An 11423-nucleotide genomic window follows, 5' to 3' on the forward strand; every position below is an offset into this window, starting at 1 on the left:
TATCAAAAATTGTAATTCGTTATTCTAAAGTCTTAAGGTACTTTATGACCTTGACTCGCAACCAAAATTAAGAACCAATCTTCTAGTTCTAATTCAATGTCCAAGGCTCTATTTGCATTAGCAATACGATCAAAATTTGTAGTACCAATTACAGGTCGAATACCTGCTGGATGCATCATAAGCCAAGCCAATAATAATTGATCTTCAGTAGCATTGTATTTCTCTATTAATTCACCAAGTTGTCTATGGATGCGTCTAGTTTGTTCTGTATCTTCTTTAAAAACCGAACCTAAAGGAGACCAAGCCATAGGTTTTATGCCACAAGTGCTCATGTAATCTAATGTGCCATTATGCATTGCAGTGTGTTGGGTTAGCGAAAATTCAATTTGATTTACATCAATATCTATACGTAAACCAATCATTTCCATTTGAGATGGAGTAAAATTAGAAACACCAAAATCTTTAATCTTTCCATCTTTTTTTAAAATAGTAATGGCTTCAGCTATGTCTTCTGCAACCATTAAAGGGCTTGGTCTGTGTAGAAGCAGTAAGTCTAAATATTCGGTTTCGAGATTTTTTAGAGATTGCTCAACAGACCAAATAATATAATCTTTACTATAATCGTAGTGTTTCACTTTGTTATCTCTGTTTTCGCATAGATACTGAATACCGCATTTAGAGATGAGTTGAATGTCTTCACGTTTAATGCCAGATTCTAAAAAAGCTTTTCCAAAATCTGCTTCAGTAGTGTATGCGCCATAGATATCTGCATGATCAAATGTTGTAATGTTGTTGGCAAGGCAATGATGCATTAGATCTGCCATATCGTGTTTTGAGAGTTGCTTGCCCCAACTTCCCCAAGTCATGGTGCCTGCAATTAATCGAGAATATTTCACTTTTTTTTCAGGTTATATGGATTTTTATGCAATTGGTGTATAAAAATACTCAAAAGCTAAAGATTAAAGTATCCTTGTTAAGTAATTATTCCATTATCCCAAATCATGAAACAAATTCAATCTTTAAAAGCACTTTTTTTTCTTTTTGTTTTTTCAATGACGATGTCAAGTTGTTCAAAAGATGATATTAGCACGAATGATAATGTGACTAATATTACTGTAAAATTAAAGAGTACCACTAACGAGCTCGATAAGGTTTACATAGATATAGAAGATGTGCAATTGAAAATAAAAGAAGGTGGGAATGATTCTAGTAATTGGTTAAGCTTAAATGCTATTAATCAAGGCACCTACAATGCAAGTGATTTAGAGGAGGAAAATCCGTTGCTTTTAGTTGATGACTTTGAGGTAGAAGCAAATTATGTCTATGAAATACGATTGGTTCTTGGAGATAATAACTTTATAGATATTGATAATATTTTATACAGTTTAGATGTGTCGCTTTTAGGTAACGCTAATCCCTCTAATCTTTTAAAGCTACAATTAAACCCTAAGCGACGTTATGACGTAGTAATTGACATAGATGTAGATGAATCTGTGAGTTTTAACGAAGAAGAAAATACAATGGTTTTAAACCCAAAGTTATATACAGCAATACGGCAAATTGAATATTAATTATCCTAATCCCTAATTAAAGAAGATATAAGAGCAAAATCATAAAGGTTTTGCTCTTTATTTTTTAACCAATTGTTAACAGCAACTACCAATTTATTTTAACATTTTGCATCTCTGAAAAAATTACTAATATAGTAACGTTCTTAAACCCCTTAAAGACATGGAAGAAACGAGTACAATTGATATAAAATCAATTAATGAAAAGATAGAAAAAGAAAGTGCTTTTGTTGACCTACTAACCTTAGAAATGAACAAGGTAATTGTAGGGCAAAAACACATGGTAGAGCGTTTGCTTATAGGATTACTTGGTCAAGGACATATTTTGTTAGAAGGTGTGCCTGGTTTAGCAAAAACATTAGCTATTAATACTTTGTCTAAAGCTATTGATGCAAGTTTTAGTAGAATTCAATTTACACCAGATTTATTGCCAGCAGATGTTGTTGGTACTTTAATCTATAATATTAAAGAAAATGACTTTTCTATAAAGAAAGGGCCAATTTTTGCCAATTTTGTCCTTGCAGATGAGATTAACAGAGCACCAGCAAAAGTGCAATCAGCTTTGTTAGAAGCCATGCAAGAAAAACAGGTTACTATTGGCGACGAAACATTTGTATTAGATCGTCCATTTTTGGTTATGGCAACTCAAAATCCGGTTGAACAAGAAGGTACTTATCCTTTACCAGAAGCTCAGGTTGACCGTTTTATGCTAAAAACTGTAATTGACTATCCAAAATTAGAAGAAGAGCAACTTATTGTAAGGGCTAATTTAAGAGGAACTTATGATAAAGTAAATCCTGTAGTGTCTATCCAGCAAATCCTTAGTGCACAAGAAGCAGTAAGAGAAGTTTATATGGATGAAAAAATTGAGAAATACATTTTAGACATCATTTTTGCGACACGTTATCCAGAAAAATATAGACTAGGAGATTTAAAACCATTAATTTCTTTTGGAGCATCACCACGTGGTAGTATTAATTTAGCAACAGCTGCAAAATGTTATGCTTTTATTAAGCGAAGAGGGTATGTTATTCCAGAAGATGTAAGAGCAGTGGTTTATGATGTACTTCGTCATAGAATAGGAATTACTTACGAAGCAGAAGCTGAGAATGTGACTTCAGAAGATATTATCAATAAAATTGTTAACGAAATTGAAGTGCCTTAATATTTGTTTAGTTGTTTAATCGTTGATTCGGTTAAACACTTTCAATTAAACGATTCAACAATTCAACATTTCAGCATCAATTGGATACCAAAGAACTTCTAAAAAAAGTACGAAAAATAGAGATTAAGACACGTCGTTTGTCTGATCATATTTTTGGCGGAGAATATCATTCTACCTTCAAAGGTCGTGGTATGACATTTTCTGAAGTACGTCAATATCAATTTGGTGATGATGTAAGAAATATTGATTGGAATGTTACAGCGCGTTATAACGAACCTTATGTAAAGGTGTTTGAAGAAGAGCGCGAGCTTACCATGATGCTTATGGCAGATGTTTCTGGTAGTAAACTGTTTGGTACTAAAAATCAGTTTAAAGACGAGATTGTAACAGAAATAGCAGCAACTTTAGCGTTTTCGGCTACTCAAAATAATGATAAAATTGGCTTGATCTTATTTTCAGATGAGATTGAGCTTTATATTCCTCCAAAAAAAGGACGTTCTCATGTATTGAGAATTATTAGAGAATTGCTAGAGTTTCAGCCTAAAAGTAAAAAGACCAATGTAGCAGAAGCCTTTAAGTTCTTATCTAACGTGATGAAGAAGAAGGCTATTGTTTTTGTATTGTCAGATTTTATAGCAGACGATTATAAACAGAATTTAAAAATTGCAGCTGGCAGACATGATATTACAGGCATAAGAGTTTATGATAAACACGAAGAGGCTATTCCTAATATTGGGATGGTGCAAATGGAAGATGAAGAGTCTGGTGAATTACTTTTAGTAAATACAGCTTCGAAAAAAGTGAGACTGAATTATGGAAAGTTTTATAACAATAAGGTCAATTATTTTAAAGATAGTTTTACCAAATCTGGAGCCGGAACAATAGATTGTCGTGTAGATGAAAGTTATGTAAAGAAGTTGTTGGGTTATTTTAAACGAAGAGGCTAAACGAATGATGAATTACGAATTACGAAATATGAATTGGGATAATAAAAGAGACAAACTTATTGTGCTCTCTCTTTTCTTTGCTCTGTTTTCTTTCTTCTCCTTTTCTCAAGTAACCACCAAAGTAGATACTACCAAAATAAGAATAGGTGAGCAGATTAATTACAAAATAGAAGTTGAAGCAGATTCTTCTTCACTTGTAGTTTTTCCAGAAGGGCAAACCTTTATGCCACTTGAGTCTGTAGAGGCTTTAGAAGTTGACACTACTAAAAAAGATTCAAAACTAAAACTGTCTAAAATATATAAACTTACACAGTTCGATTCGGGTTCGTATACCATTCCAAGGCAAAAAGTACTTATAGATGATAAATCATTTTATACAGATTCTCTTAAAGTAGATGTTAATACTATAGCAGTAGATACAACCAAACAAAAACTTTACGACATCAAACCTTTAATTGATGTTGAAAAAAGTAGTAGCAATTGGTGGCAATGGCTATTAGGTGTTTTATTAGCTGTAGCTATAGTTGCATTTTTATTATGGTGGTTCATTTGGAGGAAAAAACCACTAACAGAGGAAGAAGAAATAGCATTATTACCACCTTATGATAGAGCAAAATTGGCTTTAAAAAAGTTAGATGAGAGTCAATACTTAATACGTTCTGAGGTTAAAGAATACTATTCTGAATTGACTTTAGTTGTGAGGAAATATTTAGATGAAAAAGTTTATGATAAATCCTTAGAAAGTACTACAGATCAGCTTATTACTAGGCTTCAATTGTTGAAAGAAGGCAATCAGTTTCCATTTTCTAAAGAAACCATACACAATATAGAAACTATTCTTAAGCGAGCAGATTTAGTAAAGTTTGCAAAATCAGCACCAGACTATGCACTCATTGAAATGGATAGAGCAACTATAGAAAAAGAGGTTGATAATGTTAAAGCTTGCTTGCCAGAACCAACCGAAGAAGAGAAGTTGCTAGATCAGCAATATAAAGAAGCTCAGGAACGCAAGAAAAAACGTAAAAAAGTCATCTTAACCGTTGCTATTTCTTTATTCTTAATTATAGCTACATATGTTGGTTTTGGGTTAAAATATGGTTTTGGATATGTAAATGATACCATAGTAGGCCATGAAAGTAAAGAGCTGTTAGAAGGCGAATGGGTAGAAAGTGCTTATGGTTTTCCGCCAGTTTATATTGAAACGCCTAAAGTGCTGATGCGTGTTCAAGACTCGCTTCCAGATGAACTTAAAGATAAGTTTGAAAGAACCATATTTGCTTTTGGAAGTGAACAACAAAATATTAGTATTGGAATAATAACAACCAAGACTAAAGATGCTCAATACCAACAAGAAGAAGGAAATATTGAGGAAAATGTGTCCCAATCTATAGAGCAGATTTTAGGAGAATGGGAGTCTAAGAATGTGCAAAATATTGTAACAAAAGGTGAGCAATACATTACGCCTAATGCTGTTGAAGGAGTTAAAACCTTTGGTACAGGAGATTTTCCAATTAAGGGTACAGATAAAACCTTAAAAGGGGAATATGCAATTTTTAGCTTTGCGACTAAAGAAACGATAATACATGTGACTTTAATTTGGGCACAAGAGGATGATTATGCACAAGAAATTATAGATAGAATAATTGATTCTATGGAGTTGAAGTCCGATGAACAAGCAAGTGCAGAACAAGAAGAATAAAATTAATGTTTGAGAATATAGAGTTTTTAAATAAAGAATTTTTTTGGGCCTTATTGCTTTTACCAATAGCAATGGCTTGGTATGTTTTTAAACATAATAAGCAAACAGCAGAACTAAAGATGTCTAGTATTGAAGGATTTAAGACAACCTCTTCATTTTGGTCAAAATTTAGGCATGTTTTGTTTGCTGTTCGTTTAATCGCATTAGGTCTTTTAATTACAGCCTTAGCAAGGCCAAGAACAGTAGATGTATCTACAAAAACAAAAACTACAAGAGGTATAGATATTGTAATGTCTATAGATGTTTCTGCTAGTATGTTGGCAAAAGATTTAAGACCAAATCGTCTCGAAGCTTTAAAAGAAGTAGCCGCAGATTTTATTGATGGTCGTCCAAATGATAGAATAGGATTGGTAGAGTATGCAGGTGAAGCTTATACCAAAACTCCAATTACTAGTGATAAATCTATAGTACAACGTTCTTTAAGAGATATAAGGTATAATACTATTATAGAAGGTGGTACAGCTATTGGAATGGGATTAGCCACTTCTGTAAATAGACTAAAAGATAGTAGAGCTAAAAGTAAAGTGATTATTCTGCTTACAGATGGTGTTAACAATTCAGGTTTTATAGATCCTAAAATTGCAAGTGAGTTAGCAGTAGAGTATGGCATCAAGGTATATACGATTGGATTAGGAACTAACGGAATGGCATTATCTCCAGTATCTATTAATCCTAATGGATCATTTAGATACGGTCGTCAACAAGTAGAAATTGATGAAAAATTATTAGAAGAAATTGCTGATGCTACAGGAGGTAAATATTTTAGAGCAACCAACAACAAAAAGTTAGCTGAGATTTACAAGGAAATTAATAAGCTCGAAAAGACTGAGATAGAAGAAAAGAAGTATTATAATTATGATGAGAAGTATAGGCCATTAGTGCTGTTGGCAGGACTACTTCTTTTAATAGAAATACTATTTAGAAATACAATTTTTAGAAGTTTTGTTTAGACTCGACGAAAAAATATGGTTTTGGACTTTACTGGTTATTCCGGTAATTATTATGCTATTTGGTGTGCTTCAAATATGGAAACGCTCTACCCAAAAGAAATTTGCTGACAATCACTTATTAAAACGCCTTAGTCCAAATCAATCCTTTTTTAAAAGCATTTTAAAGGTGCTAATCCTTTGTGCTGCTTTTGGATGTTTATCATTAGCATTGGTAAATCCTAAAATAGGTACAAAGTTAGAAACCGTTCGCAGCCAAGGGGTAGATATTGTTTTTGCTGTTGATGTGTCTAAGAGTATGCTAGCAGAAGATATTGCACCTAATCGTTTAGAGAAATCAAAGCAATTGGTTAGAGAGATTGTAAACAGTTTAGCCAGTGATCGTGTAGGTATTATTGCCTATGCAGGTAAAGCATTTCCGCAATTACCGATAACTACAGATTATGCTTCTGCAAAAATGTTTTTGCAAAACATGAATACAGATATGTTGTCTTCACAAGGAACAGCAATTCATGAAGCTATTCAGTTGGCAAAAACCTATTATGACGATGAAGAGCAAACCAATCGTATTTTAATTATTATTTCAGATGGTGAAGACCATGGAAGTGAAGCCTTAGACATAGCAGAAGAAGCTATGGAAGAAGGTATAAAAATATTAACTGTTGGTGTTGGTAGTACTAAAGGAGGTCCTATTCCTATAAAACGTAATGGTGTGGTTCTTAATTATAAAAAAGATAATAATGGAGAAACTGTAATTACACGATTAGATGAAACAATCTTAAAAGAAATAGCTGAAGAAACTAATGGTGTTTATGTTAACGGAAGCAATACCACTGAAGTTGTTGATACGATTAAAGAAGTATTAGACAAGATGGATAAAAAAGAATTTGAGTCTAAACAGATAGCTGATTTTAAAGACCAATTTCAATGGTTTTTAGGTTTAGGAATTTTATTGCTATTTGTAGATATATTCTTTTTAGAACGAAAAACAGGTTGGTTAAAGAAACTAAATTTATTTAACGAAACATCTATATAAAGTAGTTGCTATTTATAAAGGAATGGATTTTTTTAAAATTTCTTTAACGCTAATAAAACAAAGGGTTTGTTACTTTTAAAATAAAGTATAATGCGCACAAAATTTTACATATTCATTGTTGTAGGGTTAATTGGTCTATTTAGCTTTTCTCAAGAAGCAAATAAAGAACAATTAAAACAAGAAAAAAATGCAACCAATTTGGTGTACAAAGCCAATGAGTTGTTGCAACAAGATAATTATGTTGAGGCTGAAATGGAATATAGAAGAGCCATTTCTAAAGCGCCTAGTAAAGCTGTTGGTTCATATAATTTAGCACATTCTTATTTCAAAAAAGGAAGTTTTGATGAAGCATTATTCAGAAGTCAAGAAGCTGCTAATAATGCCACAACAAAAGATGAAAAACATAGAGCTTATCATAATATTGGCAATATCTTAATGCAAGAAAAACAATGTAAGGAAGCTGTAGAAGCTTTTAAAAATGCGTTGAGGAATAATCCTAATGATGAAGAAACACGTTATAATTTTGCTTTAGCCAAAGATTGTGCAAATCAACAAGAAGATGGAGGTGGTGAAGACGATAAAAAGGACGAAAACAAAGAAGAAGAGAAAGACAAGGAAGAAGAGCAAAAGAAGCAAGACGAAAATAAAGACGACAAAGACAAAAAAGACGAAGGGGATAAAGACAAAAAAGAAGGAGACAAAGAAGAAGATGAGAAGGGTAAGCCTAAAGATGAGAAAAAAGATGATGGAAAAGGCGATAAGGACAAAAAAGATAAAAACAAAAAGCCCAAGCCAAAACCTGGGCAAATGTCTCCTCAGCAGATGAAAAATATTTTAGAAGCCATGCAGAATCAGGAGCAAAAAGTGCAGCAAAAGATTAATGCCGAAAAGCAAAAAGGAGCTAAAGTAAGAACAGAAAAAGACTGGTAATCGTTTTTAATAATCATGAAATTTTTAAAAAATATAGCGGTTATAACATTGCTTTTGGTTCCAATATTGGCAACTGCTCAAGTAAGCTTTGAAGCCAAGTTGCGTAAAGATAAAATAGGAGTTAACGAAACCGTATATGTTGATTTTATAATGGATAAAGACAGCGACTCCATTAGTTTTCCTGCATTTAAAAATTTTGAGATAGTAAGTGGGCCATCAAAAAGCATTTCAAACACTTGGGTAGCAGGAAAACGCAGTTATTCAAAAACATTCTCTTATGAAATACAACCGCTGCAAAAAGGAATCTTAGAAATAGAGCCAGCAAGCTTGGTTGTAGATGGTATTATTTATAAAACTAAAGTATTACATCTAAAAGTAGTAAAGAAAAATAGAGCTAAGGCAAGAGCAGATGCTAATATTTATAAGAAAGTGTATTTGCAATTAGAGTATCCGAAAAAAAAACTCACCCTACGCGATACTCTAGAAATCTCATACAAATTATATATATCTAAAGGTTATGCTATAAATAAATGGGGAGATGTAGAGCAAAGTACGATTACGAATGCTGTAGTAAAAAATGTAACACCAGATAGTTTTCAATTGAAATCCATACGTATAAAGGGTAAAGATTTTCGTTTTTTCGACTATAGAAAATGCAAGATAGTGCCCTTAAATAAAGGGGATATAAAAATTTCACCAATGACATTAGAAACTTATGTTGGTGTCCCTACAGATAAAAAAGATATTTTTGGTAAAATCATTTACGAAGAAAAAAAGATAACACTATCAACAGAAAAAGTAGTGATTGATGTTGATTAATATGAAGCATATAAAATACATAATCCTTTTACTTATAACACTTACAACTTATGTGGTTTCTGCTCAGGTAAAGTTTGAAGCTAAAGTGAGTAAGAAGAAACTAGGAGTAAATGAGCGGTTGCGCATTGATTTTGAAATGAACAAAGATGGCGACAACTTTGTGCCACCAAGTTTTAAAGATTTTACAATTGTTGGTGGCCCTAATACTTCCTTAATGAATTCTTATGCTAATGGTGTAAAAACGTATCAGAAAACATACAGTTATTTTTTAGCTCCAAAAAAGAAGGGAAAATTCACAATCAAGCAAGCTACAATTGAGATTGATGGTGAGATATACAAAACCTTTCCTATAACTATTAATGTTACTGCTGCTGTAGATAAGCCTAATGGGTCGCCAGATGCTTCAGATATTGCTTCAGAAAATATTCATTTAGTTGCTGAGGTTTCAAAATCAGATCCCTATTTAAACGAACCTGTTACTGTAGTTTATAAGTTATATGTTTCAACAGAAGTAGGTATAGATGGCAATTGGCGCGAAAAACAAACACCTAGATATAATGATTTTTGGAGTCAGAATATTGAGGTTAGAGGATTAAATATTCAAAGAGGTTTATACAAAGGCAAAGAGTATCGCTATGTTGTGTTAAGAAAAACAGTGCTTTATCCTCAAAAAACAGGAAAACTTAAGATAGAGCCTTTGGTTTTAGATATCACTGTAGAGGTACCAACAGGACGTGCTAATGTTTTTGGTCGCCAAATAATGAATAAAGTTCCTAAAACAGTAACCGCTGGTAGTAGAACGATTAATGTAAAAGTATTGCCAGAACAAGGAAAACCATCGGACTTTAAAGGTGCTGTAGGTGATTTTCAGTTTAATGTAACGACTTCAAAAAATCAATTAAATGCTACGGAGTCACTTCAGGCTAAAATAGAAGTTTCCGGCAATGGTAATTTAAAGTTGTTTGAGCTTCCTAAATTAACAACGCCAAGTTCTCTAGAAGTTTATGAGCCAGAGCATAAAGAAAATGTAAGAACAAGTTTAAGTGGAATGCAAGGACGTATTTCAGATTCTTATACTATTGTACCACAATATAGAGGAAAGTATCCTGTGCCATCAATTTCCTTTTCATATTTCGATTTAAAAACAGAAACCTACAAGCGCATTACCTCAGATGAGATTATAATAGACGTTATAGAAGGGCCAACAGCTGCTGTAGCAAATAATAAAGATAATGCAAATACTTCAGCAAATAAACAAACAGTAACACCAAGTTCTAATACCTTTACGTTTATAAAAACTACATCTAATTGGTCTTCAATGACAAGTGAGGCCTTTTTTAAATCCTCTGGGTTTTGGGCCATGTTGTTGTTGCCATTTTTAGCAATTCCGCTAGCTATAATAATTAGAAAAGCTAAAGATAAGCGAGATGCCGATGTTACCGGAAATAGAATAAGAAAAGCAGATCGCTTGGCTAAAAAGTACTTAAGTGTAGCAAAGAAAAATTTAGGTCAAAAAGAGTCTTTTTATGAATCTTTAGAAAGAGCACTTCATAATTATCTAAAAGCTAAATTAAATATTGAAACTAGTGATTTTAATAAAGAAAAGATAGAAACACTTCTTTCTGAAAGAAATGTTGAACGTAGTGTGGTTACAGATTTTATTTCAATATTAGAAAGTTGCGAATTGGCAAGGTATACGCCAATAACACAAGTAACAATGGAGAATGATTATGACAAAGCAGCGAAAACAATTTCACTAATAGATAAGCAGATAAGATAGTATGAGAAATGTAATGACGATATTAGTTTGTTGTTTGAGTCTATTTGTTTTTTCTCAGCACGATCAGCGTTTTAATGAAGCAAATGCTTTGTATAACGATGGCAAATACGCAGAAGCTATTGGTAAATACGAATCTATATTAGAATCCGGTAAGCACTCTGCAGAATTGTATTTTAATCTTGGTAATGCCAATTATAAGCTCAATAATATAGCACCAAGTATTTATTATTATGAAAAGGCACTGTTGCTTAATCCTAGCGACAAGGATATTCAAAATAACTTAGTTGGGTATGCGCAAAACATGACCATTGATGCTATAGAGAAAGTGCCGCAAGTAGGTTTTGCTAAAATCATTAATAATGTAGTAAATACATTTGCTGCTGATATTTGGGCAAAAATGGCTGTGGCTAGTGTTATTATTTTTGTTGTATTATTTTTATTATATCATTTCTCTTATGCCACATCCAGAAAA

11 protein-coding genes are annotated in these 11423 nt (G+C 32.6%); 10 read left to right on the forward strand and 1 reads right to left on the reverse strand.

The annotated features are described in order from the left end of the window. Nucleotides 1-32 precede the first annotated feature (32 nt). Nucleotides 33-896 (reverse strand): aldo/keto reductase family oxidoreductase, encoded by an 864-nt coding sequence (locus tag N4A42_RS11620; protein ID WP_294074164.1) that lies wholly within the window; start codon nucleotides 894-896, stop codon nucleotides 33-35. Nucleotides 897-1001: 105 nt separating this feature from the next. Here N4A42_RS11620 and N4A42_RS11625 point away from each other — a divergent pair, with 105 nt between their 5' ends. The 10 genes from N4A42_RS11625 to N4A42_RS11670 all read left to right on the forward strand — a co-directional run. Next, a complete protein-coding gene (locus N4A42_RS11625; protein ID WP_294074166.1) occupies nucleotides 1002-1571 on the forward strand; it encodes a DUF4382 domain-containing protein in 570 nt (189 codons plus the stop codon). A gap of 160 nt (nucleotides 1572-1731) precedes the next feature. Beyond that, on the forward strand, nucleotides 1732-2733 hold the full coding sequence (locus tag N4A42_RS11630; RefSeq protein WP_294074168.1) for a MoxR family ATPase: 1002 nt from the start codon (nucleotides 1732-1734) through the stop codon (nucleotides 2731-2733). An 80-nt stretch (nucleotides 2734-2813) separates the two neighbouring features. Further along, complete coding sequence (locus N4A42_RS11635; protein ID WP_294074170.1) at nucleotides 2814-3680, forward strand: DUF58 domain-containing protein; 867 nt, start codon at nucleotides 2814-2816, stop codon at nucleotides 3678-3680. A 4-nt stretch (nucleotides 3681-3684) separates the two neighbouring features. Beyond that, nucleotides 3685-5379 carry a hypothetical protein gene (locus tag N4A42_RS11640; protein ID WP_294074172.1) on the forward strand — a complete coding sequence of 565 codons (1695 nt, stop codon included), beginning with the start codon at nucleotides 3685-3687 and terminating at the stop codon, nucleotides 5377-5379. A 5-nt stretch (nucleotides 5380-5384) separates the two neighbouring features. After that, entirely contained in the window at nucleotides 5385-6389 is a 1005-nt protein-coding gene (locus tag N4A42_RS11645; protein ID WP_294074174.1) for a VWA domain-containing protein, read from the forward strand. Continuing rightward, entirely contained in the window at nucleotides 6382-7422 is a 1041-nt protein-coding gene (locus tag N4A42_RS11650; protein ID WP_294074176.1) for a VWA domain-containing protein, read from the forward strand. The genes N4A42_RS11645 and N4A42_RS11650 overlap by 8 nt, the downstream gene beginning before the upstream one ends. Before the next feature lie 90 nt (nucleotides 7423-7512). Then, nucleotides 7513-8352, forward strand: a complete 840-nt coding sequence (locus N4A42_RS11655) for a tetratricopeptide repeat protein (RefSeq protein ID WP_294074178.1) — start codon at nucleotides 7513-7515, stop codon at nucleotides 8350-8352. A gap of 15 nt (nucleotides 8353-8367) precedes the next feature. Further along, nucleotides 8368-9171, forward strand: a complete 804-nt coding sequence (locus N4A42_RS11660; protein ID WP_294074180.1) for a BatD family protein — start codon at nucleotides 8368-8370, stop codon at nucleotides 9169-9171. A 1-nt stretch (nucleotide 9172) separates the two neighbouring features. Continuing rightward, nucleotides 9173-10951, forward strand: a complete 1779-nt coding sequence (locus N4A42_RS11665; RefSeq protein WP_294074182.1) for a BatD family protein — start codon at nucleotides 9173-9175, stop codon at nucleotides 10949-10951. Nucleotides 10952-10985: 34 nt separating this feature from the next. After that, nucleotides 10986-11423, forward strand: a 438-nt coding sequence (locus tag N4A42_RS11670; protein ID WP_294074184.1) for a tetratricopeptide repeat protein, incomplete at its 3' end; no start/stop codon positions are given.

The sequence above is a fragment of the Winogradskyella sp. genome (assembly GCF_025210595.1).
Classification (GTDB): Bacteria; Bacteroidota; Bacteroidia; order Flavobacteriales; family Flavobacteriaceae; genus Winogradskyella.